The following is a 26,401-nucleotide window of genomic DNA, read 5'->3' on the forward strand; positions in this document are numbered from 1 at the left end:
GAAGCCCCTTGCGTCTCGCCCGGAAGCGGCTGTCGACCGGACGCCGTCCCACTGACGGGGGACAGGCTCCGCGCGCTGGCGCCGTCCTGCGCTTCTCGCGAGCATCGAGCCGGACCACCCGTCACCGTCGCCGGTGTGGCGCCGCAGCCCGCGCACCTCGACCGGAAGGCCACACCGTGACCCACGACTCCTCGCCCCGCCCCGATTCCGACCGCCTGGTCACCCGCCGCTCCGTCACCGCCGCCGCCGCGTGGACCGTGCCGGTCGTCGCCGTCGCCGTCGCCACCCCGTCCGCTGCGGCGTCGATCGTCGATCTCGGCGCGTACGCGCTCCGCGGCACCTGCGGCACCCTCGGTCTGCTCGGCCCCGGCTTCCTGCTGCAGGCGGGCCCCACGGAGCCGCTGCCGACCGGCACGACGATCATCATCACCGGCTCCGGGGTCGCCAACATCGGCGTCTTCTCGGTCACGGGAGGCTCGGCCTCCGTGGCCGTGCTGAGCAACACGTCCCGTCAGATCACCCTGACCGCCCCGCTGGCAGCGGGAGCGACCATCGCCGTTCGCACGACGCTCTCGATCAGTGTCGCCTTCCAGCTGAACGCCGTCTCGACGCTGCCCTCCGGCTACAGCGGGACCGGCTCGAAGACGGCGGCGAACGTGTCGAGCACGCTCATCCTCTGCTCCGCGAACTGACGCGCGGAACGGCGAAGGCCCTCCTCCTCCTTCTCGGAGGGGAGGGCCTTCGTCGTTCCTGCGGTGCGGAGCGGCGGCTCAGCGCCCGTAGGCGCCCGCGGCGGGGCAGTCGAACGGGTCGCCGCCGGCCGAGAGGCCCACGCGGTTGAGGTAGCGGACGACGATGCCGTACGACTCGAGCAGCGAGGTCTCGGTGTAGGGGATCTGGTGCGTCGCGCAGTACTCCTTGGCGATGACCTGGGCCTCGCGCAGGGCGGGGCGGGGCATGTTCGGGAAGAGGTGGTGCTCGACCTGGTAGTTCAGGCCGCCCATGAAGTAGTCGTTGAACCAGTTGCCGCGGATGCTGCGCGAGGTGAGGACCTGGCGGCGCAGGAAGTCGACGCGCGCCTCCTTGGGCAGGATCGGCATGCCCTTGTGGTTCGGGGCGAACGAGGCGCCCATGTAGAGGCCGAAGACGGCCATCTGCACACCGACGAAGGCGAAGGCCATGCCGAGCGGCAGCGCCCAGAAGACGACGGCGAGGTACAGGCCGACGCGGGCGACGAGCATCGAGATCTCGACCCAGCGCTTGTCGACCTTGCCCTTGCCGAACACGGTCCGGAAGCCGTGCAGGTGCAGGTTGATGCCCTCGAGCAGCAGCAGCGGGAAGAAGGCGTAGCCCTGGCGGCGGGTGAGCCAGGCGTAGGCGCCGCGCGAGCGGGCCGCGTCCTCCGGAGTGAACGACACGACATCGCGGACGATGTCCGGGTCCTTGCCGAGCACGTTCGGGTTGGCGTGGTGGCGGCTGTGCTTGTTCATCCACCAGGAGTAGCTGATGCCGACGACGAGGTTCGCGAGCGTGCGGCCGGCGACGTCGTTGGCCTTGCCGGACTCGAACACCTGGCGGTGCGAGGCCTCGTGCGCGAGGAAGGCGAACTGGGTGAGGACGATGCCCAGCGCGGCGGCGAGCAGCAGCTGGAACCAGGAGTCGCCCAGCAGGACGAAGCCGGTGACGATGCCGCCGAGGGCGAGCGTCAGCACGGAGAAGAGGATGTAGTAGAAGCCGCGGCGGCGGCGGAGGAGCCCGGCGTCGCGCACGGTGCTCAGCAGACCGGAGTACTCGGTCGTCGGGTTCGTGTTGCCCTCGCCGCGGGGGCGGGTGCGGATCACGCGGGGGGAGGCCTGGACCCGGGGGGAGGTCTCGACCCGGGGGGCGGTGGGGACGTTTCCGTCGGACAGTGCGGTGGGGGTGCTCATCGGCGCCTCGCTCGTTCGGGGTGGCCGTCCTCGTCGACGGCCGCTCGGTGAGCGATCCCCGGGAGGTCCGGGTCCGCTCATGGTGTTCACCGCGTCGGTAGGGGCCGGACGAGGCTGCGGCCAACCGGGTTCCGGGGCGACCGAGGTCAACACTATGGGGTGCCGCGCGGCCCCGCATCAGGGCGATTGCCAGTCTTCGAGAGGCATGCCGGAGGGGGTATGCGATGAGGAGAACTCCGGGCCGACCAGGCGATCGTCGGCCCGGAGCTCCCCGCGCGGTCAGGAGCCGATCGAGTCCTGCGGACGGCCCGACTTGAGGGCGGCCAGGCGCGCCTCGACCTCGGTCATCTCGCCGAGGTCCTCGAGCGATTCGAACTGCGCGTCGAGGCTCGAGGAGGCGAGCTCCTCGGCGCCCCGGACGCGGGCCTCCTCGCGGCGGATCTTCTGCTCGAAGCGGCTGACCTCGCTGGTCGGGTCCATGATGTCGATGCTCTTGATCGCGTCCTGGACCTGCGACTGGGCCTCGACGGTCTTCGAGCGGGCGATCAGCTCGTCGCGCTTGGAGGAGAGCTGGTTCAGCTTCTCGCGCATCTGGTTGAGGCCCGACTTGAGCTTGTCGACGACCTCGGTCTGCGAGGCGATGGTCGGCTCGGCGTCCTTCGCCTCCTTCTCGGACTGGATCTGGCGGGTCAGGGCGACCTTGGCGAGCGCGTCGAACTTGTCGGCGTCGCCGGCGTTGCCGGAGGTGCGCAGCTCGTCGGCCTTGCGGCTCGCAGCGAGGGCCTTGCCGCCCCACTCGTCGGCGTTCTGGACGTCCTCGCGGTAGTCGTCCTCGAGCAGGCGGAGGTTTCCGATGGTCTGCGCGATGGCGGCCTCGGCGTCGCGGATGCTGTCGGTGTAGTCGCGGACCATCTGATCCAGCATCTTCTGCGGGTCCTCGGCCTGATCGAGGAGCGCGTTGATGTTGGCCTTCGCGAGCTGCGCGATGCGGCCGAAGATCGACTGTTTCTGGGCCATGCTGTCTCTCCTTGGGTGAGGTGCTTGCGGGCGGGGGGCCGAGCGGATGCGGGCCCGGGGTCTGTGAGTGGGGTCGTCGGATCGAGCGGGTGGTCCGGAGCGGATCAGAAGCGTCCGCCGCCGCCGCGACGGCCGCCGCCGCCGCCGCCGAAGCCGCCCCCGGAGGAGCGACGGGAACCGCCGCCGCCGAAGCCGCCACCGCCGCCGAAGCCGCCGCCCCCGAAGCCGCCGCCCCCGAAGCCGCCGGAGCGGTAGCCGGAGCGCCGGCCGCCGCCGCCGCCGAGGAGGGACTCGACGAGGATGCCGCCGAGGAAGGCGCCGGTGGTGTTGCCGCCGTAGCCGCCGCCGAGGCCGGGGGCGGAGTAGGCGCTCGCGTCGGAGCGGGCGGCCTGGAGCGCCTGCTGCGCGAGGGCGGAGGCGCGCTGGGCGGAGGCGAGCGCCTCGGCCGGGTCGGTGGCCGCGATCTGCGCGGCGTACTCCGCCGAGCGCGCGGCCTCGGCGACGCGGGTGCGCGCCTGCGAGCCGACGGCCCCGCGCCGGGCGGCGATGAAGTCCTCCGCGGCGGACACACGGCTGCGGGCGGCGCCGATCTCGGCGGCGAGGGCGGCCCGCTGGCGCTCGCGCTGCGCCTGGGCGTCGCGGTAGCCGCCGACCGCGGCGTCGATGGTCGCGTCGGCCGCCGTTAGGCGCTCAAGCAGCGCGAGCGGGTCGCGCGGGCTCGCGGCGGCGTCGCGCTCCACGGCGTCGAGGGCGGCCTCCGTCGTGGCGACCGCGGACTGCACGTTCGCGACGAGGGGTGCGCTCGCGGCGTCGGCGGAGTCGCCCGCCGCCACGATCGTGCGGCCCTGGGCGACGTCGGCGCGGATCTCGGCGACCCGCCCGGCGAGGGTGCGCTCCGCCTCCTGCAGATCGGTGGAGCGGGTGGCGACGGCGTCGAGGAGGCCCGAGGCCTGCTCCGCCGCCTGCTGGCCGGCGCGCAGGAGCACGGCCGCGCGGCCCGAGTCGCCGGCGGTGAGGGCCGTCCGCGCCTCGGTCACCTGGTCGTCGGCGAAGCGGAGGCGGTCCTCGGCCTGGTCGGCGTCGTCCTCCACGTCGTCGATCGCGGTCGGGGCGTAGCGGGTGGAGAGGTCGGCGAGCAGGGCGCGGGTGGGGGAGAGGCGGGCCCGGACCTCCGCGGTGCGCGCGGTCAGGCGGGCGGCCACCTCCGGGGCGTTCTTCTCGAGGGCGCGGAGCTCCTCGAAGGCCTCCGCCTTCTCGTCCAGCACCTGCTCGGCGTCGGCGCAGAGCTGCAGGATCCGGCCGTAGCCGTCGCGGCGCTCCTGATCGGTCTCCGGTTCCGCGTCGTCGAGCCGCTGCTGCAGGGCGAAGGCCTCGCCGAGGAGCCGCTTCGCGGTCGTGAGCGCCTCGCGGAAGGGGCCGGTCGCGTCCGAGCCGAACTGCGCCTCCGCGAAGCCGACCTCCTGCTCGCTGGTGCGCACGGCGTCGTCCGCGTGCACGAGGGCGGAACCGGCGCGGGTGGCGAGCTCGTCGATCGACGCCTCGACCGCCTCGGCGGCCTTCCGGCGGCGCGCGCGGCGGACGAGGAGCCGGACGATCACGCCGACGACGACCAGCCCGGCGAGCACGGCGAGGACGACCAGGAGACCGGAGCCGAGCGACTCGCCCGCGCTCGGGGCGTCGAGGCGGGTGCCGATGCCCTGGGCGGCGGCGACCGCGGCGCCCGCCCAGTCACCGTCGACGAGCTGCGGCTCGATGTCGTCGGTCTCCAGCGCGGAGACCTGGCCTGCGTCGAGGGCGAAGCCGTTGTCGACGGACACCTGGTACTGCCGGGACTCGACCGCGACGGCGAGGAGGACGTCGTTCGTGCCGAGTCCGTTGAGCTCGGCGGTCGCGTCCGACCAGCGCTCGTCGCCGGTCGTGCCGGTGAAGGTGTCGACGTAGGCGACGAAGAGCTGGACGCTGTGCTCCTGGTAGAGCTGGGCGGAGGCGGCCTCGATGTCGCCGATCTCCGCTGAGCTGAGGACTCCGGCCGAGTCGAGGACGACGGAGGAGCCGAGCGTCGCGGGCGGCTCGGCCGCGGCGCCGGCGGCAGGGACGAGCGCGAGCGCGGCGGCGGCGAGCAGGGCGAGGAGCGCTGCGATCGGCGATCGGCGGGCGCCCTGGCGGGCCGCGGCCCTCGTCGGGGATGAATCGTTCGGCATCGCGCACTCCCTCGTCGTTCGCCTCCCGAGTGTAGACAGCCCGGGTGTCACCCGAGCGAGGGCTGTCCGCGAGGGGGAGAGCGGGGGAGTGGGAGCCGGAGCGAGCAGCCCCCTGCTGATCGAGTAGCCCGCGCGGCGGGCGTATCGAGATCCACCGGCGTCACAGGGCGAGTCCGCAGACCGCTCTGTCGGTGACGGCGGGTCTCGATACGCCGCTCCGCGGCTACCCGACCAGCATGACTCGCGCGATCACGCGCTTCGAGCGGGGCCGTCCATGCCGGCGGCTCTGACCGCCGCCGCCTCGACGAGCAGGTGACCCTACCGGCCGCGCAGGTCCGGGTCGGGCGAGACGGAGAACGTCCAGGGCAGGTCGCGGAACTCGCCGTTCTCGAGTACCGCGAGCAGAGCGAGACGCATTCTCTCGACGGTCTCGTCATCGGCCAGGACGCCGATCGTGAACTCGGTGAGGTCTGTGGTCATCAGCTCGACTCCTTCATCCGGCGCAGGGAACAGCAGCACTGTAGGCCGGGCGACGAGCGTCCGTCCCGGATGGCGTGAGGTGCTGTCGCGTCGTGCTCCTGACCATGCTGATCGAGTAGCCCGCGCAGCGGGCGTATCGAGATCCACCAGCGTCACAGGGCGAGTCTGCAGACCGCCCTGTCGGTGACGGCAGGTCTCGATACGCCGCTCCGCGGCTACTCGACCAGCATGTTCGCGCCCGTCCCGGCGCACCGTGGGTGGGAGAACGCCGGGAGGCGGAATGCGCGAGCGCTGGGCGCCGTTGCCTCCGGGGTGCGTCCCGGGAACGGTGACGTGCCCTCCCCCCGCTCTCCGATCGAAAGGCGATCCGTGGATCCCTTCTCCCCCCTCACCGCCGGCGACCTCGAGCTGCCGAACCGTCTCGTGATGGCGCCGATGACGCGCCTGCGCGCCGACGAGCAGGGCGTCCCCGGCGACCTCATCGCCGAGCACTACGCCCAGCGCGCCTCCCTCGGCCTGATCATCAGCGAGGGCGTCTTCCCGAGCGCCGAGTCGAAGGCGTACCCGGGCCAGCCCGGCATCGTCACCGCCGAGCAGGCCGAGGGCTGGAAGGGCGTCGCCGACGCCGTGCACGCCGCCGGCGGCCGCATCGTGATGCAGGTCATGAACGGCGGGCGCGTCACGCACACCGACGTCACCGGCACCGACCGCATCGTCGCGCCGAGCGCCGTCGCGATCGACGGCGAGGTCCGCGTCCCGAGCGGCGAGAAGAAGCCGTTCCCGGTGCCGCACGCGCTGACCACCGAGGAGCTCGCCACCGTCCGCGACGAGTTCGTCGCCGGTGCCCGCCGCGCCGTCGACGCCGGCTTCGACGGCGTCGAGGTGCACGGAGCCAACGGCTACCTGCTGCACGAGTTCCTCTCGCCGGTCTCCAACGTCCGCACCGACGCCTACGGCGGAAGCCCCGCCGCCCGCGCCGCGTTCGTGGTCGAGGTCACCCGCGCGGTCGCCGAGGAGATCGGTGCCGGCCGCGTCGGCATCCGCCTCTCGCCCGCGCACAACATCCAGGACGTCGTCGAGACCGACGAGGCCGACGTGCGCGCCACCTACGAGGCGGTCGTCGACGGCCTCGCGCCGCTGGGCCTCGCCTACCTCAGCGTCCTGCACGCCGAGCCGGCCGGCGAGCTGGTCCAGGACCTGCGCACCCGCTTCGGCGGCGTCTTCGTCGCGAACAGCGGCTTCGGCAGCCCGACCTCCCGCGAGGAGGCGACCGCGCTGATCAGCGACGGCCACGCCGACGCCGTCGCGGTGGGCCGTCCGGTCATGGCCAACCCCGACCTCGTCGAGCGCTGGCAGGGCGGCCACCCCGAGAACGAGCTCGTCCAGGAGACCGTCTACGGCGGCGGCGCCGAGGGCTACACCGACTACGAGCGCCTCTCGGCGTAGTCACCCGCCGCTCGCCCGGCACGATCGGAAGGCCCGCTCCCTCACCGGGGAGCGGGCCTTCCTGCGTTCTCGTCGCCGGCGCGCGTCGCGCCCAGCGCGGGGTTCGCCTGGACGGGCCGCGTTTCGCGACAGCACTCGAAGGAACCATACGCAGATGGTATTCCTTTTCGAGCGGGAGCTTTCTCCCGTGGTGGGGGAGGACTCGAACCCGCCGGCTGCTGACCAGGATCGGGCAAAGATGTCATTCCGTTCACCGCTCAAGAAGACCGTCCTCGCCGCGATCATCGCCGTGGCAGTCCCCGTCGGTGCAGGCACACCTGCGGAAGCGGCGCCGTCGGTCTGCAACCGTCAACTTCCGAGGACGTCGACGGAATCCGATGGCGTCCCCGGAACGAACTTCTGGAAGCTCCTCCAGTGCTACGCCGCCGATGGCGGCTACAGCGGCCCGATCGATGGAGACCTCGGGCGCAACAGCTGGGTCGGCGTGGAGAGGCATCTCAAAGGCCAGCTCTTCTACTCCTCCGGGTCCTTCCCCGGCGTCCTGGATCAGGAGACGACCCGGGGGCTCGAGCGTTTCGGCGGTCACTACGGCAGCGGCCGCGCGACGGTCAACGGCTCGCTCGGCCCGGAGGACTACCGGGACATCGCTCAGGCACTCAACAACAAGTACGGAGCATGAGGCAGAGGTACCCGGGCGGCTGGGCCCTCGTTCGAGTTCCGGCTCCTGACGCAGATGCGGTCGAGTGGCGGTCGCGCGGAAGCGCGCGGAAGCGACGGAGTCGCCGCCTGTGAGGCGCTCGAGTGCGGTGCCGGTCCGGCACGGCCGGCTGCGCCGAAGGTCCGCGGCGCGGGATGTGGTGAGGGTCGCGGTCTCCGTGGTCGCCGTGCTCGTCGTGGGCTGCGGGTCCGTGGTCGCCATCGCGGCGGCGAGCATCGGCCGCACCGTCGCGGAGAACGCCGTCGATCTCGACGTCGGAGCGGCACTGTCCGCGTCGGCGACGCCGCGTCCGATCGGCGAGGTGGAGGGCGGCTTCAACCTGCTCGTCGTCGGGGCGGACAACGATGCGGCGCAGGGCAACGAGTACGGCGGCAGGGACGCGACGCTGAACGACGTCAACATCCTCCTGCACGTCGCGCGCGACCACCGGAGCGCGGTCGTCGTCTCGCTGCCCCGCGACCTTCTCGTCAACCGGCCCGACTGCACCGATCCGGAGACGGGGGTCGTCACGGCGGGGGAGGGCGACGTGCCGCTGAACTCCACGTTCTCGGCCGGCGGGCTCGCCTGCGTCAACCGCTCGGTGGAGCAGCTGACCGGACTGGACATCCCCTACGCCGGCTGGATCTCCTTCCAGGGTGTCATCGAGATGAGCGACGCGGTGGGCGGCGTCGACATCTGCCTGACGGGAGCCGTGCGGGACACGGATTCGGGGCTCGATCTCCCCGCCGGGACGAGCACGGTCTCCGGTGCGACAGCGCTCGCGTTCCTGCGGACGCGGCATGGCGTCGGGGACGGCAGCGACCTGGCCCGGATCTCGTCGCAGCAGCAGTTCCTGTCCTCGCTGATGAGGAAGGTGAAGTCGTCCGGCACGCTCTCGGACGCCGGCGCCCTGTACGGACTGGCGCATGCGGCGTCGCACGCGATGCACCTGTCGACGTCGATGACCGAGCCCCGGACATTGATCGGGCTCGCCCTCGCACTGAAGGACGTGGAACTCGATCGGCTGGTCTTCGTGCAGTACCCGGGCAGCACCGGCGATTCCGACTTCCCCGGGAAGGTCGTGCCGGACCCGTCGCTCGGCCCTGACCTGATGGCTAAGGTGCGCGACGACGTCCCGTTCACCCCCGCGGCGCCGCAGGGAGTCGAGGGGGCGGAGAGCGGCGCCGAAGAATCGCCCGCGGTGCCGGAAGCAGCCGCGCCCGTCGCGACCGGCGCCGTCGCGCCGGACGCCGATCCGCTCCCTGGCGTCACCGGTCAGAAGGCGTCGGACCGCACGTGCGCTGTACCGGCGGAGTGAACTTCGTCTTCGGCTCAAAACGCAGGAAGGCCCGTGCCCTGGAGGGGAGCGGGCCTTCTGCGTTCTGCGTTCGGTCAGTCGAGGTCGAGGCCGCCCTTGAGCTCCTGCTCGACCTGCTCGACGGTCTGCGGGTCGCCGTGCTCGACGTCCGACTCGCCGGCGGCGTCGCCGCGGCGGCCCTCGCCGACGGCGCGGATCGAGGCCAGCTCGTCGGCGAGCGCCGGGTCCACGGCTCGGCCGGTGTCGCCGTCGTCGGCGCTCACGACTCGATCTCTCCCGCGGAGACGGCCTCGGCGTACTTGCGGAGGTCCGGGCCGGGCTCGAAGTCGATGAACTGATCTTTCAGTCGTGCGTTGAGCTCGGCGAAGACGTCCTCCCAGGGCTCGCCCTTCTTGGTCTTCGCGAGGTCGAGCACCGCCTCGCGGAGGACCCTGTCCGAGTCCTCGAGGATCTTGTCGCGGGCTTCGTCGTTCCAGCGGATGTCCTGTGCGTCCATGCCTCGACCGTAGGCGCGCGGCCCGCCCCGACGCAGGGACTTGCGGACCGCGCGGGCGAGGCGTAGGCGCGCTGCCGATCCGTCAGGAACGGTCGTCCCGCCCGTGTGGCGAGAGCCGTTCGCGACGGATCGACGGCGCGGGTCAGGACAGGTGCGGGACGACGTCGCGCTCGAAGAGCTCGAGGCCGGAGCGGTCGTAGGCGGCGTCCGGGAAGTACGTGATCGCGTAGTCCATGCCGCGGTCGCGCATGTCGCCGAGGCGGTCGACGATCTGCGCGGGGGTGCCGACCGCGAGGGCGTCGGGGCTGCGGTACTCCGCCACGAACGCCGCGGCCGCCTCGGCGCCGAGCGCGGGGGTGACGCGCTGCTCCAGGCGCTGCAGGCCGTTCTCGACCTCCGCCTCCGTCTCGGCGATCATCACGTTGTAGTTGGAGCTGCGGGTGATCGCGGAGTAGTCGGTGCCGAGCCGCTCGCAGTGGCCGCGGAGGACGGCGCTCTTGTGCTCGAACGCCTCCGGGGCGCCCGCGAAGTTGGTGTACTGCGCGTACTGCGCCGCGATGCGCAGCGTCACCTTCTCGCCGCCGCCGGCGACCCACAGCGGAATCCCGCCGTCCTGCAGGGGGAGCGGGCGGTTCACCGCGCCGTCCACCTGGTAGTACCGGCCGTCGAGGGTCGAGACGCCCTCGGTCCAGGCCTGGCGCATGATCTGCACGCCCTCGTCGAGGCGGCCGAGGCGCTCGGCGATCGGCGGGAAGCCGTAGCCGTAGGCGCGCCACTCGTGCTCGTACCAGCCGCCGCCGATGCCCATCTCCACCCGGCCGCCGGAGACGATGTCGACGGTGGTGGCGATCTTGGCGAGGTGCGCGGGGTTGCGGTAGCTCATGCAGGTGCACATCTGGCCGAGCCGCACCCGCGAGGTGGCGGCGGCGAACGCGGCCATCAGCGTCCACGCCTCGTGGGTGGCCTCCTCCGTCACCACCGGGACGGTGTGGAAGTGGTCGTAGACCCACACCGACTCCCACGGGCCGGCGTCGGCGTGCTGGGCGAGGTCGCGCATGGTGCGCCACTGGTCGGCGGGATCGATGCCGACGAGGTCGTGGCGCCAGCCCTGGGGGATGAAGAGTCCGAATCGCATGCCGCCGACCCTAGGGTGGCGCGACGCCCGGGTCGAGGGGGTGGCGGCGGCCGGATACGCTTCCGACCGATGCTGACGTTCACCGAGGACCTCGCCCTCCCCGTCATCCTGCTGATGATCCTGGCCGCGTTCGCCGCGGGCTGGATCGACGCGGTGGTGGGCGGCGGCGGCCTGCTCCAACTCCCCGCCCTGCTGCTCGTGCCGGGCATCTCACCCGTGCAGGCGCTCGCGACCAACAAGCTCGCCTCGATCTTCGGGACGACGACGAGCGCGATCACCTTCTACCGGCGGGCGAGGCCGGACCTGCGGACGGCGCTGCCGATGGCGGCGGTGGCGCTGGCCGGCAGCTACGGGGGAGCGAACCTCGCGGGGCTGCTGCCCGGGTCGGTGTTCAAGCCGATCATCGTCGTCGCGCTGATCGTCGTGGCCGTGGTGACGATCGCTCGGCCCGCGATGGGCGCTGTCACCGCCCTCAGGCACGCCGGGCGCCGGCACCTGGTGACCGCGGGGGTGCTCGGGCTCGTCATCGGCTTCTACGACGGGCTGATCGGACCGGGGACAGGGACGTTCCTGATCATCGCGCTGATCACGGCGCTGGGCTACGACTTCCTGCTCGCGAGCGCGAAGGCGAAGATCGTCAACGTCGCGACGAACCTCGGTGCGCTGCTGTACTTCGTGCCGGGCGGCCACGTGATCTGGCTGCTCGGGCTGTTCATGGGGCTCGCGAACGTGGCGGGCGCCTACCTCGGCTCGCGGATGGCCGTGGCGAAGGGCAGCCGGTTCATCCGGATCGCGTTCCTCGTGGTCGTCGGCGCGCTGATCGTGAAGCTCGGCTTCGACGTCTGGGCGGAGAACCTGGCGCCGCTGCTGGGCTGACGCCAGGTCCCCGGATCAGCCGAAGGGGATCGCTCCGACCAGGACCCCGACCGCGAGCATCACCAGCGACACGATCACCGCGCGCCAGAGGACCTTGCGGTGGTGGTCGCCCAGGTTGACCGCGGCGAGCGAGACCAGCAGCAGGATCGCCGGCACGAGCGGGCTCTGCAGGTGGACGGGCTGGCCGGTGATCGACGCGCGGGCCATCTCGACCGGGTCGATGCCGTACTGCGCGGCGCTCTCGGAGAGCACCGGGAGGATGCCGTAGTAGAAGGCGTCGTTCGACATGAAGAAGGTCATCGGGATGCTCAGCACGCCGGTGATCACGGCGAGGAACGGGCCGAGCGCGGGCGGGATGACGTCGACGACCCACTCGGCCATCGCGTCGACCATGCCGGTGCCGTTGAGGACGCCGATCAGCACGCCGGCCGCGAGGACCATCGAGACGACGCCGACGATGCTCGGCGCGTGCTTGACGATCTCGGACGCCTGGTCCTTCATCTTCGGGAAGTTGATCAGCAGCGCGACCGCGGAGCCGACCATGAAGACGTAGGGGAGCGGGAGGACGTCGGCGACGAGGAGGGTCATCACGGCGAGGGTCAGCACGAGGTTGACCCAGATCAGCTTCGGGCGGAGGGTCTCGCGCTCGGGGTCGAGCATGGTGTCGGCCATCGCGGTGTCCGCGTCGTCGGCCTGGACGCGGGCGGCGACGGCGACCTGGGCGCCGCGCAGCGACTCCGGGCCGCGGAGGAAGGAGAAGCGCTCGCGGGCGACGGTGCGGATGCCGCCGGTGAGGGCGGCGAGGCCGCCGGTGCGCGAGGAGCCGGAGTGGGCCGCGCCGCCGCGGGACGAGCCGGCGCCGACGAGCTCCTGCTCGAGCATCGGCTCGGCGAGGGCGAGCGAGCCGAGGCGGCGGCGCTCGCCGAGCCCGAGGAACCAGGCGAAGACCAGCGTGACGGCGAGGCCGACGGCGAGCGAGGGCAGCATCGGCACGAAGATCTCGCTCGGCGAGACCTGCAGCGCCGCGGCGGCGCGCACCGTGGGGCCGCCCCAGGGGACGATGTTGAGCGTGCCGTTGGCGAGGCCGGCGACGCAGGTGAGGACGACGGGGTTCATCCCGAGGCGGAGGTAGATCGGCAGCATCGCGGCGGTGGTCACGATGAAGGTGGTCGAGCCGTCACCGTCGAGCGAGACCGCGCCGGCGAGCAGCGCGGTGCCGAGGACGACCTTGGCCGGGTCGTCGCCGAGCGCGCGGACGATGAAGCGGATCAGCGGGTCGAAGAGGCCGACGTCGATCATGATGCCGAAGTACATGATCGCGAACATCAGCAGCGCGGCCGTGGGAGCGAGGCTGCCGATCGCCTCGAGCACCATGTCGCCGATGCCGAGACCGGCGCCGGCGAAGAGCCCGAAGATCGTCGGGACGACGATCAGGGCGACCATGGGCGTGAGCCGCTTGGTCATGATCAGGGCCATGAAGGCCAGGATCATCGTGAATCCGAGTACTACCAACACTGCTGACTCCTTCGTCGTCGTGCGTCCGGGATCCCGCGGCGGGCTCTCCAGGTCGTGGACACACTAGGCAGCCCCCGGCGCCCGGCCCGGGTATCGCTCATTAGCGCGCGATCTGCGCATAGTGTGGGTTCTGCGCATTCTGCGCATCCCGACCGGACCGAAGGTGCTCGCCCGGCCCGGCCGTCTCGACGACGAGGAGTTCGATGCGCTTCGCGACCCACGTGCTCGTGCTGCAGCTCGCGACGGTCACGGCGGCCGTCCTGGTCTGCGCGGGGCTCGTCACGGCGCTGAGCGTGCAGCAGCTGCAGGGCGAGGCGGAGGAGACGGCGCTCGCCATCGCCCGCACCGTCGCCGAGGACGCCGACGTGCGCGACGCGGTCGCCGCCTCCTCCGCCGACCCGGCCGTGCCCTCCCGGGCCGAGCTGGAGGGCGGGACGCTCGAGACCGCCGCCGAGGCGGTGGAGGACCGCACCGGCGCGCTCTTCGTCGTGATCACCGACGACCGCGGCATCCGGCTGGCCCACCCCGACCCCGAGCGGCTCGGCGAGGTGGTCTCGACGAGTGCGGAGGAGGCGCTCGCCGGCCGGGAGTCGGTGTCCTGGGGCACCGGCACGCTCGGCGAGTCCGCGCGGGCGAAGGTGCCGGTCTACGGGCCGGACGGCGCGCGCGTGGTCGGCGAGGTGAGCATCGGCTTCGCCCGCTCCAGCGTCTTCGACGACCTGCCGACCGCGCTGCTGGGCGTGCTGGCCGCGGCGCTCGCCGGGCTCGTGCTCGCGGCCGTCGCCTCCGTCTTCATCCGGCGCCGGCTGCTGCGGCTCACCCTCGGGCTCGCGCCGGAGGAGCTCACCGCGCTGGTGCAGGACCAGGCCGCGGTGCTCGACGGGGTCGACGAGGGGGTGCTCGCCCTCGACCGCGACGGGCGGGTCGGCGTCTGCAACGCGCGCGCCGCCGCGATCCTCGGCTCGGAGGACCCGACCGGGCGGGCGCTGCACGGCCGCGCGCTGGGCGACCTCGGGCTGCCGCAGCCGCTGGCCGACGCGATCGCCGCGGCCCTCGCCTCGACGGAGCGCTCCCGCGGGACCGGCGAGGAGGGCTTCGTCGTGCGCTCCCGCATCGTCTACGTCGACATCCGGCGGGTGACCCGGGGCGACCGCGATCTCGGCGTCGTCGTGGTGCTGCGCGATCGGACGGCGCTCGCCGCGCTCAGCCGGCGCCTCGACGCCGTCGGCGCGATGACCAACGCGCTGCGGGTGCAGCGGCATGAGTTCGCGAACCGGCTGCACGTGGTCGCCGGGCTGCTCGACGCCGGTCGGACCGGCTCGGCGCGCGAGTACCTCGACGAGGTGCTGACCCGCGGGCCGCTGAAGTACCCGGTGCAGCACGCCGACCGGCTGCAGGAGCCGTACCTCCAGGCGCTGGTCGGCGCGAAGGGGATCGAGGCGGCCGAGCGCGGCGTGCTGCTGACCCTCGGCGAGGAGACGCTGGTGCGCGGGACGGTGATCGAGCCGGAGGACGTCGCGACGGTGGTCGGCAACCTCGTCGACAACGCGGTGCGCGCGGCGGTCGAGGGGAGCCGGGACGTCCGCTTCGTCGAGGTCGAGCTGCTCGACGACGGGGACGCGCTGTTCGTGACGGTCGCCGACTCGGGGGACGGCGTCGCGGACCCGGAGTCGCTCTTCGCCCGCGGGCCGGGAGCGGTGGAGGAGGACGACGACCGCGTGCACGGCCGCGGCTTCGGACTGCCGCTCTGCCGCGAGGTCGCGGCGCGGCGCGGCGGCGAGGTCTGGCTGGCGGACGCCGGTGGCGAGTCCTCCGGGGCGGTGCTCTGCGCGCGGCTGCCGGGCGCGGTGCTGCCGCCCGACGAGGAGCTGCTGAATGACGAACTGCCCGACGAGGAGGAGGACCGATGACCCCGGATCAGCAGGAGCGCAGCGTGCTCGTCGTCGACGACGACTTCCGGGTGGCGCAGCTGCACGCCGATCTGGTCGACACCCGGCAGGGCCTGCGGGCGCTGCCGCCGGTGCACACCGCCCGGGCGGCGCGGGCGGCGGTGCTCGAGCACGCGCCGGACCTGCTGCTGCTCGACGTGCACCTGCCGGACCAGAGCGGGATCGCGCTGCTGCGCGAGCTGGAGACGGACGCGTTCGTGGTGAGCGCGGCCTCCGACGGAGCGACGGTGCGGAGGGCCCTGCACGCGGGGGCCCTCGGCTACCTGATCAAGCCGTTCGACGCGCGGCTGCTCGGCGAGCGCCTCGACGCCTACGTGCGCTTCCGCAACGTGCTGCGCGAGGACCGGGTCGCCGACCAGGAGGCGGTGGAGCGGGCGCTGCGCATCCTGCACTCGGGCGATGCGGCGGCGACCCAGCCGTCCCGCTCCGCGACGGAGCAGCTGGTGCTGGCGCGCCTGTCCGAGTCCGGCGCGGAGCTCTCGGCCCTCGACGTCGCGGAGCGCGCCGGCATCTCGCGCGCGACGGCGCAGCGCTACCTCTCGGGCCTCGCGGGACGCGGCCTGGTGGAGATGACCCTCAGCTACGGGACGACGGGCCGCCCCGAGCACCGGTACCGAGCGAAGTAGCGGCACAACGAAGGCCGGGACGCACGATCCGGGGGATTCCTCTCCGGATCGGCGTCCCAGCCTCAGTTGTGCAGGTCAGTGCCCGGCTTCGACGTCCGCTCCGGCCTCGGCGGCCACGCGCTTGCGCTCCGCGGCCTCGGCGGCCATGCGGCGGCCCTTCGGGCTGACCAGCGAGGCGATGACCGTGACGGCCAGGACTCCGATGATCACGGTGAGCGAGAGGCCGGTGCCGATCTCGAAGACCTCGACGTGCTCGCCGCCGTTGATGAACGGCAGGTTGTTCTCGTGCAGCGCGTGCAGGATCAGCTTCACGCCGATGAAGGCGAGGATCGCGGCGAGGCCGTAGCTGAGGTAGACGAGGCGGTCGAGCAGGCCGTCGATCAGGAAGTAGAGCTGACGCAGGCCGAGCAGCGAGAACGCCGTGGCGGTGAAGACCAGGAAGACGTCGCTGGTGAGGCCGAAGATCGCGGGGACGCTGTCGAGGGCGAACAGGATGTCCGTGCCGCCGATCGCCGCCATCACCAGGATCATCGGCGTGAGGACCTTCTTGCCGTCGATGTGGGTGTAGAACTTGTCGCCGTCGTACTGGTCGCTCGTCTTGAAGACGCGCTTGGCGAGGCGGACCATCACGTTGTCGCCGGCGTGCTCGTCGCCGGGCTTCACCAGGTTGAACGCCGTCAGCAGCAGGATCAGGCCGAAGAGGTAGAAGATCCAGGCGAAGGAGTTGATCAGCGCGGCGCCGAGGAAGATGAAGCCGGTGCGGGCGATCAGCGCGAAGACGATGCCGAAGAGCAGCACCTTCTGCTGGTCGGCGCGCGGCACCTTGAAGCTCGCCATGATGATGAGGAAGACGAAGAGGTTGTCCACCGACAGCGCCTTCTCCGTGATGTAGCCCGCGAAGTACTCGGAGCCCGGGGTCGGTCCGCCGAAGACGAGGACGCCGACGCCGAAGAGCACGGCGATGCCGACGTAGAGGGCCGACCAGAGCGCCGACTCCTTGAGAGTCGGCTCGTGCGCCTTGCGCACGTGGAAGAAGAAGTCGAAGAGCAGGAGCAGGACGATGAAGACGATCGTCAGGGTCCAGATCAGGGGCGACACGGTCATGTGGGGGCTGGCCTCGCTCGAGAAGGGGGATGGGGACGGTCGTGGGGGCTCCGCACGGCGGTAGAACGCTAGCGATCAGGCGGGCAGGCAGGACCGTTGTCCGACGGATCGTGAGTATCTTCTCAGTTCCTCCGCTCGTCTTCGCGCTCAGCGGCCGGAGGGCCACACTGGTCCCATGCCCGGCACCGCGGTCGACAGGACCTTCCAGGACGCCTACGGCGTGACGATCCACTGGCGCTGGTGGTCGCACCCGCGCCCGAGGGCGATCGTGCAGATCGCGCACGGCGTCGGCGAGCACTCCGGCCGCTACGTCGAGCTCGCCGAGGCGCTGGTCGCCGCGGGCTACGCCGTCGCCGCCGACGACCACCGCGGGCACGGGCGGACCGGCCTCGAGCAGCACGGCGGTGACGTCGCCGAGCTCGGCCGGCTCGGGCCGGGCGGTCTGCGCGCGGCGGAGGAGGCGATCAACCGGCTCACCCGCGAGCTCGCCGGGGAGAACTGCGGCGTCCCGATCGTCCTGCTCGGCCACTCCTGGGGCTCGCTGATGGCGCAGCGGATCGTCGACCACCGCTCCGCCGACTACGCGGCGCTGATCCTCAGCGGCACGGCCTACCGGCTGCCCGGCTACATGAATGCCGGCGATCTGGCCCGCCGGCACCGGGTGCCCGGCGGGCTCGGGCTCGAGTGGCTCTCGCGCGACCCGGCGGTCTGGCAGCTCTTCCACGACGACCCGCTGACCTTCACCACTCCGCTCGCGAAGCGGATCGGGCTGCGCGAGACGCTCCGGCTGATCGGCCGGCCCGCGCGGCGGCCCGAGCATCCCCTGCCGCTGCTGCTCGTGGTCGGCGCCGACGACACGCTCGGCGGCGAGCGCTCGGTGCGGGCGCTGGCGCAGGCCTACCGGCGCCGCGCGGGCTACAGAGACGTCAGCGTGCGGGTGTACCCGGAGGCGCGGCACGAGCTGTTCCAGGAGCTCAACCGCGTCGAGGTCACGGCCGACCTGACCGGCTGGCTCGACGAGCGGTTCCCGGCGGCAGGGGAGGACGTCGCTCCTCCGGCCTAGGCTGACGTCATGCATGGCGAGTACAAGGTCCCCGGTGGAAAGCTCGTGGTCGTCGACCTCGACGTCGTCGACGGGAGGTTCGCCGGCTTCCGGCTGGCGGGCGACTTCTTCCTCGAGCCCGACACGGCGCTCGACGACATCGACCGCGCGGTCGTGGGGCTCCCCGCCGAGAGCGACGCGAAGACGATCGCCGCCGCCATCCGGCAGGCGCTCCCGGCCGACTCCGTGCTGCTCGGCTTCACGCCCGAGGCCGTCGCGGTGGCGATCCGGCGCTCGCTGCAGAAGGCGACCAGCTGGCGCGACTACGACTGGCGGATCGTGCACGCGAAGGCGGTCTCGCCGTCGATGCACCTCGCGCTCGACGAGGTGCTCACCGCCGCCGTCGGCGAGGGGCGCCGCGAGCCGACGCTGCGGATCTGGGAGTGGGACCAGCCCGCCGTGGTGATCGGCAGCTTCCAGTCGCTGCGCAACGAGGTCGACCTCGAGAACGCGGAGAAGTACGGCGTCGAGGTCGTCCGCCGCATCTCCGGCGGCGGCGCGATGTTCATGGAGGCGGGCAGCGTCGTCACCTACTCCCTCTACGTGCCCGGCGACCTGGTGCAGGGCCTCACCTTCGCCGACTCCTACGCCTTCCTCGACGAGTGGGCCGTCAGCGCGCTGCAGTCGCTCGGCATCGACGCGGTCTACCAGCCGCTCAACGACATCACCTCGCCCTCCGGCAAGATCGGCGGAGCGGCGCAGAAGCGGCTCGGCTCCGGCGCCGTCCTGCACCACGTGACGATGAGCTACGACATCGACGCCGAGAAGATGGTGCAGGTGCTGCGGATCGGACGCGAGAAGCTCTCCGACAAGGGCATCGCCTCCGCGGTCAAGCGCGTCGACCCGCTGCGCAGCCAGACCGGGCTCAGCCGCGCCGAGATCATCGAGCGGATGAAGGCGACGTTCGTCCAGCTGCACGGCGGGACTCCGGGCGACCTCACTGCCGAGGAGTACGCGGAGGCCGAGGAGCTCGTGACGTCGAAGTACTCGACGCCGGAGTGGCTGCGCCGGGTGCCGTGAGGCGGGGCGCCCTCCGGGGCGCGGGCTCCGCTCCGCTCAGCTCGCGAGGAGCTCTTGGTAGTCCGGGTGCTCGGCGATGAAGTCGGCGACGAAGGGGCAGAGCGGGACGACGTGCGCCCCGCGCTCGTGGGCGTCGTCCAGGGCCGCCTCGACCAGGCGGTCGCCGAGGCCCTCGTGCCGGTGCTCCGGCGCGATCTCGGTGTGCAGGAAGACCACGTCCGCCCCGCGGACCGCGTAGTCCGCGACGCCGACGGCCTCGCCGTCGACCCACAGCGTGTACTGGGACCGGTCCTCGTCGTGGCGCACCTCGGAGATCATCGCGTCACTCTACGCCGGGGCCCGCGGCGGCCCGGGCAGCTGCCCGCCGGGGCGTGTCGGAGGGACCGGCGCCGTGTCGGAGGGGCCGCCGCCCCCGTGACACCATTGCGGAGTGCCCAGGACGATCCAGATCGCGGACGGCGTCCCGGAGACCCGGAGCGCGGTGATCCACGCCGAGAACCTCGAGGTCCTGCCGCTGCTCGCGGACGGGTCCTTCACCGTCGTGTACCTCGATCCGCCGTTCAACACCGGCCGCGCGCAGGTGCGGACGTCGACCACCTCCGTCCGCTCGGCGACCGGGACCATCTCCGGCTTCAAGGGCCGCAGCTACGAGCGCATCCGCGGCGACCTCCTCCGCTACGACGACCGCTTCGACGACTACTGGTCCTTCCTCGAGCCGCGCCTCGCCGAGGCCTGGCGCCTGCTCGCCGACGACGGCACCCTCTACCTGCACCTCGATTACCGCGAAGCGCACTACGCCAAGGTCCTGCTGGACGCCCTGTTCGGCCGCGAGTGCTTCCTCAACGAGATCATCTGGGCCTACGACTACGGCGCCAAGGCCACCAAGCGCTGGCCGACCAAGCACGACACGATCCTCGTCTACGTGAAGGACCCCCGCGGCTACCACTTCGACTCCGCCGCCGTGGACCGCGAGCCGTACATGGCGCCCGGCCTCGTCACCCCCGAGAAGGCCGAGCGCGGCAAGCGCCCCACCGACGTCTGGTGGCACACCATCGTCTCGCCCACCGGCCGCGAGAAGACCGGCTACCCCACCCAGAAGCCCGAGGGCGTGCTCCGTCGCATCGTCCAGGCCTCCAGCCGCGAGGGAGACGCCGTCCTCGACTTCTTCGCCGGCTCCGGCACCACCGGCGCCGTCGCCCACGCCCTCGGCCGCCGCTTCGTCCTCGTCGACGAGCACGCCGACGCCATCGCCGTCATGCGCCGCCGCTTCGCCGCCCACGACCCGGAGCCGCTGTACCTCTGAGGCCCGCCTCGCCACGTGGCACGGGCCCGAGCTCCCCCTCCCATAACTCAAAAGTTGCGGTAGTGGCGCGCGACTACCGCAACTTTCGAGGAGTGGGCGGCGGATCCGGCGCGGGAGGCTCCTCCACAGGGGAGTCGCGGGGGAGCGGGGCTGTGGAGAGCCGGTGGGGGTGCGGAGGGCCGTGCACCATCGGGGGATGAGCGAAGCAGTCGGTCCCCTCGGAGCCTTCACCCGCGGTGCCGCGATCAAGGCCGGCTGGACGGAGGACCGGGTCCGGAGCCGCGCTCTCGCCCGCCCCTTCCACGGGGTGCGGACGCTCGTCGAGCCGAGGACACACCTCCAGCGGGCGCAGGCCTACGTGCCGAGGCTGCGTGCCGGGCAGTTCTACTCGCATCTCACCGCGGCTGTCGTCTTCGGGATCCCCCTGCCTGCTCGCGCCGCCGAGGACGATCCGGTGCACGTGTCCGTCTTCGATCCGGCTCGTCCGCCCCGGTGCCGCGGGGTGATCGGGCACGTGATCTCGGCGACCAGGGTGAGCGTGGTCGAGCGACTCGGGCTCCCCGTCACCGATGCCGCCTCGACCTGGCTGCTCCTCGGAGCGGAGCTGCCGCACAAGGAGCTGGTCACGGCGACCGACCACCTCCTGTTCGTCCCGCGGGCAGCCTCGGTCGATCGTCCTTTCGCGACGAAGGAGCAGCTCGCGCTCGCGCTCGACGCCTACCACGGGCGAGGGTCACGGGCACTTCGAGCGGCGCTGGCCGTCGCGTCGGACGCCGCCGCCTCGCGACCTGAGACCGATCTGCGTCTCGCCGTCGTCGAAGCAGGTCTCCCCGCGCCGCGGGCGAACGCCCCGATCAGGGCGGGCGGTCGCCTCATCGCGATCGGCGACCTCGTCTTCGAGGAGCGGAAGGTGCTGGCCGAGTACGACGGAGCTCATCACCGCACCGGAGACGCCCAGTTCGCCCGCGACCGGCAGCGCCTGCTCGACCTCCAGCTCGCGGGCTGGATCACCGTCCCCGTCCGCGCCGAGGGCCTGGCCCGCGGACGCGCGCGCACGATCGCCGAGATCCGCGCCGCCCTCCGCGCCCACGGCTGGGTCGGCTGACGCCGCGCCCACCCTCGAGAAGTTGCGGTAGTCACGCGTCGCCACTACCGCAACTACTGAGGAGTCGGGGAGGGCTCAGCCCTCCGTGCCGCACGCCCCGCACCGATTCGGCCGGTCGCGCTCCCGACTCGGTCACTCTCCAAAAGTTGCGGTAGTCGCACGCCACTACCGCAACTTTTGAGGAGTGGGAGAGGGGCCGCCTTCGCGCTCCCGGCTGGGGGTCGGCCGGACGCCGCTGCCGACGCGGCGACTCCTCGAAAGTTGCGGTACTCGCGTGCGACTACCGCAACTTTTGAGGAATGGGCGGGGAGGACGGGCGGGGAGGACGGGCGGGGAGGACGGGCGGGGGAGGACGGGCGGGGGAGGACGGGCGGGGGAGGGCAGGCGGGGGCTCGCGGGGAGGGGAGGTGCGCCGGGCGCCGTCAGGAGCTGGCGCGGACGATCAGCTCGGTGGGCATCAGGGTGCGGTGCTCGACGTCGGCGCCCTCGATGCGGGCGGTCAGCAGCTCGGCCATGCGGGCGCCGAGCTCGACGGGGACCTGGCGGACGGTGCTGAGGGCGGGCACGGCGGAGCGGGCGAAGATGTCGTCGTCGAAGCCGACGACGGCGACGTCCTCGGGGACGCGCCGGCCGGCCTCGCGGAGCGCGGCGTAGGCGCCGACGGCCATCTGGTCGTTGGCGGCGAAGAGCCCGTCGATGGCAGGGTCGCGCTCGAGGAGGCGGCGCATCGCCTCCGTGCCGCTCTCGGGCGAGAAGTCGCCCCACTCGACGAGCGAGTCGTCGAGCCCCGCGTCGGTGAGGGCGCTGCGCCAGCCGATCAGGCGGTCGACGCCGGGGGGCATGTCGGCCGGGCCGGCGATGGTCGCGATGCGGCGGCGGCCGCCCGCGATCAGGTGCGCGGTCGCGACGGCGGCCCCGTCGGCGTTGTCGACGTCGACGAAGTAGGAGTCGCGCTCGTCCGGCGAGAGCGGCCGGCCGCCGAAGACGATCGGCAGCGAGTTCGACAGCGCGGCGTAGGAGTGGTCGCCGGAGTGGTGCGAGACGACCAGGGCGCCGTCGACGTTGCCGCCGAGGAGGTAGCGGCGGGTCTTCTCGCCGCTGGTCTCCGACGCGATCAGCATCGAGAGCGTGTAGTCGGTGTCGGCGAGGCGCATCGCGGCGCCCTGCACGATCGCGGCGAAGAACGGGTCGGCGAAGACGCGCGCGGTCGACTCCGGCACGATCAGCGCGATCGACTGCGTGCGGCGGGAGGCGAGCATCCGCGCGGCCCGGTTGGGCACGTAGTCGAGCTCGGCGATGGCCTTCTGCACGGCGGCGACGATCTCGGCGGCGACCTGCGGCGCGTTGTTGACGACCCGCGAGACCGTGGCGCGGGAGACGCCTGCCCGCGCGGCGACGGCCTCGAGCGTCGGCGAGCGCCCGCCTCCCCTGATCCCCTCGGACACGGTCTAGTCCAGCGCTTCGGCCGCGGCGCCGCCGATGAGGCGCGAGTAGACGAGTCCCGAGTCCTTGATCAGCCGCTCCTGGCTGGAGTAGTCGACGTGGACGATGCCGAAGCGCTTCTCGTAGCCCCAGGCCCACTCGTAGTTGTCGAGCAGCGACCAGACGAAGTAGCCGCGGACGTCGGCGCCCTGGTCGATCGCGTCGGCGACCTTCTCGACGTGGTCGAGCACGTACTGCGTGCGGTCGACGTCGTGCACGCGGCCGTCCTCGACGACGTCGTCGTACGCGGCGCCGTTCTCGGTGACGTAGAGCGCCGGCAGGTTCTCGTACTCCAGGCCCAGCCGGGTGAGCAGGTAGCGCAGCCCGTCGGGGTGCACCTCCCAGTCCATCGCGGTCCGGGGGAGGCCGCGCGAGGGGAAGGTGATCGACTCCGAGCCGACCCACGGCGAGCCGACCTCGCGCTCGGTCGCCTGGGCGAAGTCCTCCGCGCCGGCCGGCAGCGGGTGCCCGGAGACGTTGTCGTCGTGGTAGTGGTTCACGCCGAGGAAGTCGAGCGGCTGCGCGATCGTCGCCAGGTCGCCGTCCTGGATCAGCTCGTCCAGGCCCAGGCCAGCGACGTCCTCGAGCAGGTCCTCGGGGTATTCGCCGAGCAGCAGCGGGTCGAGGAAGATGCGGTTCTGCAGCGCGTCGAAGCGGCGGGCGGCGTCGAGGTCGACCTCGTCCTCCGGGTCGTCGGGGACGGCGTTGGAGAGGTTGAGCGTGATGCCGAGGTTCTGCGCGCCGAGCTCGCGCAGGGCCGAGACGGCGAGCCCGTGCGCGAGGTGGGTGTGGTGCACGGCGGCGAGAGCGGCCTGCTGCGAGATCACGCCGGGCGCGTGGATCCCGGCGCCGTAGGAGAGCAGGGTCGAGCAGAACGGCTCATTGAAGGTGGTCCAGTGCGCCACGCGGTCGCCGAGGCGCGCGTGCACGGCCTCCGCGTAGTCCCGGAAGCGCTCGGCGGTGTCGCGGTTCGTCCAGCCGCCCGTCTCCTCGAGGGCCTGCGGGAGGTCCCAGTGGTAGAGGGTCAGCCAGGGCAGGACGCCGGCGCCGAGCAGCTCGTCGACGAGGCGGGAGTAGAAGTCGAGTCCCTCGGTGTTGACGGCGCGGTCGCCGGGCTTCACCCGCGACCAGCTGACCGAGAAGCGGTAGGAGTCGAGGCCGAGGCGCTTCATCAGCTGCACGTCGGCGGGCATGCGGTGGTAGTGGTCCACGGCGACCTCGGGGGTGTCGCCGTTCGCGACGGCACCGGGGACGCGGGAGAAGGCGTCCCAGATGCTGTCCTCCTTGCCGCCCTCGTGGCCGGCGCCCTCGATCTGCGCGGCGGCGGTGGCGGAGCCCCAGAGGAATCCGGCGGGCCAGTCGCGCGCGGCGAGGCGCTCGGCCAGGGCGATCTGCTCCGGCAGGGTCGGCGAGGCGGGGGAGGGGGGAACGGTCACTGCGGACTCCTTCGGCGGCTGTCCCGTCATCCTACGACCATCCCGGTGGAGCGCTCTCTCACCGCGCTGGCGGGGTGGGCGGTGGGCAAGGCGGCATGGCGGGCGGAGGCACGGCTCCGGGAACGCCGACGGCCCGGCACGCCGAGGCGTCCGGGCCGTCGAGGGTCGCGGGGAGTCGACCGGGCGGAGCGCTCAGCCGCGCCGGTCGCCGTCCTCCGTGCGCCGGGGCGCCGTGGCGACGGAGTCGGTCCGCACGTCGGGCTCGATGCTCCCGGCGGCGAGATCGGCACCGGCGCGGGCGGCCATCTGCGGGTCGGTGCGGCGCAGCTCGGCCGCGGCGTCCTCGTTCGCGAGGTCGTGAGCCTCCTGCATGGCCGACTTCGCCCGCAGCGGCGGGGTCTTCAGGAACCAGGAGAGCACGAAGGCGAGCAGGACCACGCCGAGCGCGACCTGGAACACGGTCACCGTCGCGTCGTTGAAGCCGGTGAGGAACGGCGCCGAGAGCGCGTCGTTCGCCGTGTTCAGGAACGAGGTGTCGCCGTCGAGTGCGGAGCCGATCGCCGACGAGTCCTGCGACTGCAGCAGCTTCAGGATGCCGGCGTTGGCCGGGTCGGCCGCGATGGTCGGGTCCGAGGCGGCGGCCTGCAGGTTCGCAGCGATCGTCGGGTTCTTGAACGCCGCGGCGATCGTCTCCGGGATGCGGCTGAACAGCACCGAGAAGATGACCGCGGTGCCCAGCGTGCCGCCGATCTGGCGGAAGAACGTCGAGGCGCTGGTCGCGACGCCCATGTTCGCCGTGTCGACCGAGTTCTGCGAGGCGAGGGTCAGCGTCTGCATCATCTGGCCGAGGCCGAGGCCGAGCAGCAGCATGCCGCCCATCACGAAGATCACCGGCTTGTCGATCGAGACGAAGGACAGGTAGAAGAACGCCGCCGACATCAGGAAGGTGCCGAGGATGGGGAAGGCGCGGTAGCGGCCGGTGCGGGAGATGATCTGGCCCGAGACGATCGAGGCGATCATCAGGCCGAGGATCATCGGCAGCATCAGGAAGCCGGACTCGGTCGGCGTCGCGCCGTTGACGAGCTGCAGGTAGAGCGGGAGCGCCATCATCCCGCCGAACATGCCGAAGCCGACGAGCACGCCCAGGACGGTCGCCATCGAGAAGGTCGGCGAGCGGAAGAGCTTGAGCGGGATCAGCGCGTCGTCGCCCATCATCCGCTCCGCGGCGATGAAGCCGACGATGCCGAGCACGCCGACGACGTAGCAGACCCAGGCGATCGGCGAGCCCCAGCCCCACTCGCGGCCCTGCTCGGCGACGAGCAGGAGCGGCACGGCGGCGACGATGACGAGCGCGGCGCCCCACCAGTCGATCCGCACGGAGCGACGGGCGGCGGGCCTGGGCAGGTGCAGGAAGCGCACGACGATGAAGAGCGCGACGGCGCCGATCGGCAGGTTGATCAGGAAGACCCAGCGCCAGCCGGTGATGAAGAGGATCTCGGGGGTGCCGGCGAGGAGCCCGCCGATCAGCGGACCGACGACGCTCGAGATGCCGAAGACGGCGAGGAAGTAGCCCTGGTACTTGGCGCGCTCGCGCGGCGGGAGGATGTCGCCCATCACCGTGAGGGCGAGCGACATCAGTCCGCCGGCGCCGAGGCCCTGCACCGCGCGGAAGCCGGCGAGGCCGAGCATCGAGGTCGCGAAGCCGGCCAGGAGCGAGCCGATCAGGAACAGGACGATCGCGATCAGGTAGAGCGGGCGGCGGCCGAAGATGTCGGAGAGCTTGCCGTAGATCGGCGTCGCGATCGTCGAGACGATCAGGTACGCGGTGGTGACCCAGGCCTGCTGCGAGAGGCCGTCGAGGTCGTCGGCGATGGTGCGCATCGACGTGCCGACGATGGTCTGGTCGAGCGAGGACAGGAACATCCCCGCCATCAGGCCGAAGATCACGAAGAGGATCTGGCGGTGCGTCATGATCGCGCCCGACGGGGAGGCGGCGGTCGCGGGCGGGCGGGCGGAATCGGTCACGGGGGTCCCCTTGTCTGGCGGACGCCGCCAGGGCACGGCGGACCGCCGCAAACGTTGCGTGCTGCGCAAAGTTACACCGCGTGCGAGCTCACCGGCACTGCTTCCGGCGAGCCTGTGGAGGATCTCAGAGGGGACCGCCC

Annotated in this window: 24 protein-coding genes; 11 read left to right on the plus strand and 13 right to left on the minus strand. The window is 72.3% G+C overall.

Features of this window, described 5'->3' with window-relative positions; translation table 11 throughout:
- Positions 1-176 precede the first annotated feature (176 nt).
- The gene (locus MT350_RS01385) at positions 177-692 is read left to right on the plus strand and encodes a hypothetical protein (RefSeq protein WP_243600500.1); all 516 of its coding nucleotides are present in this window, start codon (positions 177-179) and stop codon (positions 690-692) included.
- 78 nt (positions 693-770) lie between these two features.
- On the opposite strand, the gene MT350_RS01390 is transcribed toward MT350_RS01385, so the two are convergent.
- The 4 genes from MT350_RS01390 to MT350_RS01405 form a co-directional block, all read right to left on the minus strand.
- Positions 771-1,928, minus strand: a complete 1,158-nt coding sequence (locus tag MT350_RS01390; RefSeq protein ID WP_123734962.1) for an acyl-CoA desaturase — start codon at positions 1,926-1,928, stop codon at positions 771-773.
- A gap of 279 nt (positions 1,929-2,207) precedes the next feature.
- Complete coding sequence (locus tag MT350_RS01395) at positions 2,208-2,945, minus strand: PspA/IM30 family protein (RefSeq protein WP_123444961.1); 738 nt, start codon at positions 2,943-2,945, stop codon at positions 2,208-2,210.
- Between the two features lie 104 nt (positions 2,946-3,049).
- Positions 3,050-5,146, minus strand: coding sequence for a TPM domain-containing protein (locus MT350_RS01400; protein ID WP_243615290.1), 2,097 nt, complete (start codon positions 5,144-5,146; stop codon positions 3,050-3,052).
- Between the two features lie 318 nt (positions 5,147-5,464).
- Positions 5,465-5,626 (minus strand): hypothetical protein, encoded by a 162-nt coding sequence (locus MT350_RS01405; RefSeq protein ID WP_243615291.1) that lies wholly within the window; start codon positions 5,624-5,626, stop codon positions 5,465-5,467.
- A gap of 369 nt (positions 5,627-5,995) precedes the next feature.
- Between MT350_RS01405 and MT350_RS01410 the strand changes: the two genes are divergently transcribed.
- The 3 genes from MT350_RS01410 (at position 5,996) to MT350_RS01420 (ending at position 9,087) form a co-directional block, all read left to right on the plus strand.
- Positions 5,996-7,072 (plus strand): alkene reductase, encoded by a 1,077-nt coding sequence (locus tag MT350_RS01410; protein WP_243615292.1) that lies wholly within the window; start codon positions 5,996-5,998, stop codon positions 7,070-7,072.
- A gap of 154 nt (positions 7,073-7,226) precedes the next feature.
- Positions 7,227-7,751: a hypothetical protein gene (locus tag MT350_RS01415; RefSeq protein WP_123444964.1), complete on the plus strand. Its 525-nt coding sequence runs from the start codon at positions 7,227-7,229 to the stop codon at positions 7,749-7,751.
- 196 nt (positions 7,752-7,947) lie between these two features.
- A complete protein-coding gene (locus tag MT350_RS01420; protein ID WP_243615293.1) occupies positions 7,948-9,087 on the plus strand; it encodes an LCP family protein in 1,140 nt (379 codons plus the stop codon).
- Positions 9,088-9,161: 74 nt separating this feature from the next.
- On the opposite strand, the gene MT350_RS01425 is transcribed toward MT350_RS01420, so the two are convergent.
- The 3 genes from MT350_RS01425 to MT350_RS01435 all read right to left on the minus strand — a co-directional run bounded on the left by MT350_RS01425 (position 9,162) and on the right by MT350_RS01435 (position 10,718).
- Complete coding sequence (locus MT350_RS01425; protein WP_243615294.1) at positions 9,162-9,350, minus strand: hypothetical protein; 189 nt, start codon at positions 9,348-9,350, stop codon at positions 9,162-9,164.
- Positions 9,347-9,583 (minus strand): hypothetical protein, encoded by a 237-nt coding sequence (locus MT350_RS01430; RefSeq protein ID WP_123444967.1) that lies wholly within the window; start codon positions 9,581-9,583, stop codon positions 9,347-9,349. The genes MT350_RS01425 and MT350_RS01430 overlap by 4 nt, the downstream gene beginning before the upstream one ends.
- A gap of 142 nt (positions 9,584-9,725) precedes the next feature.
- On the minus strand, positions 9,726-10,718 hold the full coding sequence (locus tag MT350_RS01435; RefSeq protein ID WP_243615295.1) for an LLM class F420-dependent oxidoreductase: 993 nt from the start codon (positions 10,716-10,718) through the stop codon (positions 9,726-9,728).
- 69 nt (positions 10,719-10,787) lie between these two features.
- On the opposite strand from MT350_RS01435, the gene MT350_RS01440 reads away from it, so the two are divergent.
- Positions 10,788-11,594 carry a TSUP family transporter gene (locus tag MT350_RS01440; protein WP_243600506.1) on the plus strand — a complete coding sequence of 269 codons (807 nt, stop codon included), beginning with the start codon at positions 10,788-10,790 and terminating at the stop codon, positions 11,592-11,594.
- A 15-nt stretch (positions 11,595-11,609) separates the two neighbouring features.
- On the opposite strand, the gene MT350_RS01445 is transcribed toward MT350_RS01440, so the two are convergent.
- Positions 11,610-13,085 carry a CitMHS family transporter gene (locus MT350_RS01445; protein WP_243615623.1) on the minus strand — a complete coding sequence of 492 codons (1,476 nt, stop codon included), beginning with the start codon at positions 13,083-13,085 and terminating at the stop codon, positions 11,610-11,612.
- Positions 13,086-13,312: 227 nt separating this feature from the next.
- Between MT350_RS01445 and MT350_RS01450 the strand changes: the two genes are divergently transcribed.
- Positions 13,313-15,019 carry a sensor histidine kinase gene (locus MT350_RS01450; protein WP_243615296.1) on the plus strand — a complete coding sequence of 569 codons (1,707 nt, stop codon included), beginning with the start codon at positions 13,313-13,315 and terminating at the stop codon, positions 15,017-15,019.
- The gene (locus MT350_RS01455; protein ID WP_243615297.1) at positions 15,016-15,684 is read left to right on the plus strand and encodes a response regulator; all 669 of its coding nucleotides are present in this window, start codon (positions 15,016-15,018) and stop codon (positions 15,682-15,684) included. The genes MT350_RS01450 and MT350_RS01455 overlap by 4 nt, the downstream gene beginning before the upstream one ends.
- A 75-nt stretch (positions 15,685-15,759) precedes the next feature.
- On the opposite strand, the gene MT350_RS01460 is transcribed toward MT350_RS01455, so the two are convergent.
- On the minus strand, positions 15,760-16,788 hold the full coding sequence (locus tag MT350_RS01460) for a TerC family protein (RefSeq protein WP_123444974.1): 1,029 nt from the start codon (positions 16,786-16,788) through the stop codon (positions 15,760-15,762).
- Positions 16,789-16,963: 175 nt separating this feature from the next.
- Here MT350_RS01460 and MT350_RS01465 point away from each other — a divergent pair, with 175 nt between their 5' ends.
- Both MT350_RS01465 and MT350_RS01470 read left to right on the plus strand, forming a co-directional pair.
- Positions 16,964-17,851 (plus strand): alpha/beta fold hydrolase, encoded by an 888-nt coding sequence (locus MT350_RS01465; protein ID WP_243615298.1) that lies wholly within the window; start codon positions 16,964-16,966, stop codon positions 17,849-17,851.
- 9 nt (positions 17,852-17,860) lie between these two features.
- Positions 17,861-18,910, plus strand: a complete 1,050-nt coding sequence (locus MT350_RS01470; RefSeq protein ID WP_243615299.1) for a biotin/lipoate A/B protein ligase family protein — start codon at positions 17,861-17,863, stop codon at positions 18,908-18,910.
- Positions 18,911-18,946: 36 nt separating this feature from the next.
- Here the strand turns inward: MT350_RS01470 and MT350_RS01475 are convergent, their stop codons facing one another.
- Positions 18,947-19,228 (minus strand): GNAT family N-acetyltransferase, encoded by a 282-nt coding sequence (locus MT350_RS01475; RefSeq protein WP_243615300.1) that lies wholly within the window; start codon positions 19,226-19,228, stop codon positions 18,947-18,949.
- Positions 19,229-19,340: 112 nt separating this feature from the next.
- Between MT350_RS01475 and MT350_RS01480 the strand changes: the two genes are divergently transcribed.
- Positions 19,341-20,213, plus strand: a complete 873-nt coding sequence (locus tag MT350_RS01480; RefSeq protein WP_123444978.1) for a site-specific DNA-methyltransferase — start codon at positions 19,341-19,343, stop codon at positions 20,211-20,213.
- Between the two features lie 196 nt (positions 20,214-20,409).
- Positions 20,410-21,318 (plus strand): hypothetical protein, encoded by a 909-nt coding sequence (locus MT350_RS01485; protein WP_243615301.1) that lies wholly within the window; start codon positions 20,410-20,412, stop codon positions 21,316-21,318.
- Positions 21,319-21,740: 422 nt separating this feature from the next.
- Here MT350_RS01485 and MT350_RS01490 read toward each other — a convergent pair whose 3' ends face one another.
- From MT350_RS01490 to MT350_RS01500, 3 genes are all read right to left on the minus strand, one after another.
- Positions 21,741-22,763, minus strand: a complete 1,023-nt coding sequence (locus tag MT350_RS01490) for a LacI family DNA-binding transcriptional regulator (protein WP_123701991.1) — start codon at positions 22,761-22,763, stop codon at positions 21,741-21,743.
- Between the two features lie 3 nt (positions 22,764-22,766).
- Positions 22,767-24,266 carry a GH1 family beta-glucosidase gene (locus MT350_RS01495; protein ID WP_374204665.1) on the minus strand — a complete coding sequence of 500 codons (1,500 nt, stop codon included), beginning with the start codon at positions 24,264-24,266 and terminating at the stop codon, positions 22,767-22,769.
- A 162-nt stretch (positions 24,267-24,428) separates the two neighbouring features.
- Complete coding sequence (locus tag MT350_RS01500) at positions 24,429-26,207, minus strand: MDR family MFS transporter (RefSeq protein WP_243600609.1); 1,779 nt, start codon at positions 26,205-26,207, stop codon at positions 24,429-24,431.
- Positions 26,208-26,401 lie beyond the last annotated feature (194 nt).

The organism is Rathayibacter sp. VKM Ac-2928, assembly GCF_022815545.1.
GTDB lineage: Bacteria > Actinomycetota > Actinomycetes > Actinomycetales > Microbacteriaceae > Rathayibacter > Rathayibacter festucae.

Bases quoted from the DNA above. Each gene is read 5' to 3' on its own strand.
- MT350_RS01390 (WP_123734962.1), bottom strand. From the start codon at position 1,928: ATGAGCACCCCCACCGCACTGTCCGACGGAAACGTCCCCACCGCCCCC.
- MT350_RS01395 (WP_123444961.1), bottom strand. From the start codon at position 2,945: ATGGCCCAGAAACAGTCGATCTTCGGCCGCATCGCGCAGCTCGCGAAG.
- MT350_RS01400 (WP_243615290.1), bottom strand. From the start codon at position 5,146: ATGCCGAACGATTCATCCCCGACGAGGGCCGCGGCCCGCCAGGGCGCC.
- MT350_RS01405 (WP_243615291.1), bottom strand. From the start codon at position 5,626: ATGACCACAGACCTCACCGAGTTCACGATCGGCGTCCTGGCCGATGAC.
- MT350_RS01415 (WP_123444964.1), top strand. From the start codon at position 7,227: ATGGTATTCCTTTTCGAGCGGGAGCTTTCTCCCGTGGTGGGGGAGGAC.
- MT350_RS01430 (WP_123444967.1), bottom strand. From the start codon at position 9,583: ATGGACGCACAGGACATCCGCTGGAACGACGAAGCCCGCGACAAGATC.
- MT350_RS01435 (WP_243615295.1), bottom strand. From the start codon at position 10,718: ATGCGATTCGGACTCTTCATCCCCCAGGGCTGGCGCCACGACCTCGTC.
- MT350_RS01440 (WP_243600506.1), top strand. From the start codon at position 10,788: ATGCTGACGTTCACCGAGGACCTCGCCCTCCCCGTCATCCTGCTGATG.
- MT350_RS01445 (WP_243615623.1), bottom strand. From the start codon at position 13,085: ATGATCCTGGCCTTCATGGCCCTGATCATGACCAAGCGGCTCACGCCC.
- MT350_RS01450 (WP_243615296.1), top strand. From the start codon at position 13,313: ATGCGCTTCGCGACCCACGTGCTCGTGCTGCAGCTCGCGACGGTCACG.
- MT350_RS01455 (WP_243615297.1), top strand. From the start codon at position 15,016: ATGACCCCGGATCAGCAGGAGCGCAGCGTGCTCGTCGTCGACGACGAC.
- MT350_RS01460 (WP_123444974.1), bottom strand. From the start codon at position 16,788: ATGACCGTGTCGCCCCTGATCTGGACCCTGACGATCGTCTTCATCGTC.
- MT350_RS01465 (WP_243615298.1), top strand. From the start codon at position 16,964: ATGCCCGGCACCGCGGTCGACAGGACCTTCCAGGACGCCTACGGCGTG.
- MT350_RS01470 (WP_243615299.1), top strand. From the start codon at position 17,861: ATGCATGGCGAGTACAAGGTCCCCGGTGGAAAGCTCGTGGTCGTCGAC.
- MT350_RS01475 (WP_243615300.1), bottom strand. From the start codon at position 19,228: ATGATCTCCGAGGTGCGCCACGACGAGGACCGGTCCCAGTACACGCTG.
- MT350_RS01485 (WP_243615301.1), top strand. From the start codon at position 20,410: ATGAGCGAAGCAGTCGGTCCCCTCGGAGCCTTCACCCGCGGTGCCGCG.
- MT350_RS01495 (WP_374204665.1), bottom strand. From the start codon at position 24,266: ATGACGGGACAGCCGCCGAAGGAGTCCGCAGTGACCGTTCCCCCCTCC.
- MT350_RS01500 (WP_243600609.1), bottom strand. From the start codon at position 26,207: ATGACGCACCGCCAGATCCTCTTCGTGATCTTCGGCCTGATGGCGGGG.